This window comes from Kitasatospora putterlickiae, assembly GCF_039527695.1.
In the GTDB taxonomy this organism is placed as follows: Bacteria; Actinomycetota; Actinomycetes; order Streptomycetales; family Streptomycetaceae; genus Kitasatospora; species Kitasatospora putterlickiae.
The window spans coordinates 1-870 of the sequence record NZ_BAAAKJ010000517.1; the positions used below are offsets into that span (position 1 = coordinate 1).

Sequence of the window (870 nt, forward strand, 5' to 3'; positions counted from 1 at the left end):
CCAGCAGCGCGGTCGGCGGCTCACCCGCCCCGCGCGCCGCGCCGTCCTCCACCGGGTCCGCGCCGGCCGCCGCCAGTTCGCCGAACACCCGGCCGGACTCCGCGACGAAGGCCTCCGGATCGCGCGCCGCCAGCTCCGACCAGTCGTCCGTCCACGCCAGGTGGGCGATCTGGTGCGCCACCGTCCACCCGGGCGCGGGCGTGTCCAGCGCCCAGCCGTCGGGCTCCAGGGCGGCGACGAGCCCGTCCAGCACCCCGCTCTCGGCCCGCAGGTCGGCCAGCAGCCCGGCCAGGACGGACGAGCCCCCGGGAACGTCGGGATCGGCCATGGATCTCCCCTTCGAGATGGTCGGAAACCTTGGAAACATCGGAAACCCGGGCGGGCCGCGATGGGCCACGGGGGTGACCCGCCGGTAACCCCGCGCCCGCACCCTACGCCGCCGCGCCCGCGCCCACCCGGAACTCCGCACGACTGAACGCGACACGCACCTCGAACACGTTCGCGACCCCTCCCCACCACCTGGAGGGCGTGTGACAATCGCGCGATGACGACCGTCCCGATCGTCCCGGCCGCGCCGAAGAGCGGCGCCGAGGCCCCGGACGACCTCGCCGCCCGGGCCGCCGAGCTGGTCCGGGACGCCGTGCTCGGCGACCTCGCCCGCCGGGTGGTCGCCGACTGCGGCGCCGACGTCGGCCTGGTCGGCGTGCCCGAGCCGGGCGTGACCGGGGCCCGGTCCGGCGCCGACGCCCAGGGCATGGTGCTGCGGCACTGGTCCGGCACCCGGGCGGACCTGCTGCACGACCTCCCGGTGCCGGCCGGCACCGGCCTCGGCGGCCGGGCACTGGCCGAACGCGAGCCCACCTGGGTGCC

Annotated in this window: 1 protein-coding gene and 1 pseudogene; one reads left to right on the top strand and one right to left on the bottom strand. The window is 77.6% G+C overall.

The genetic code is table 11. The annotated features are described in order from the left end of the window. Positions 1 to 328: maleylpyruvate isomerase N-terminal domain-containing protein (locus tag ABD308_RS38445; RefSeq protein WP_344345604.1), on the bottom strand; the 328-nt coding region annotated here is incomplete at its 3' end. 216 nt (positions 329 to 544) lie between these two features. On the opposite strand from ABD308_RS38445, the pseudogene ABD308_RS38450 reads away from it, so the two are divergent. Further along, positions 545 to 870, top strand: a pseudogene (locus tag ABD308_RS38450) (hypothetical protein); the annotation flags it as partial.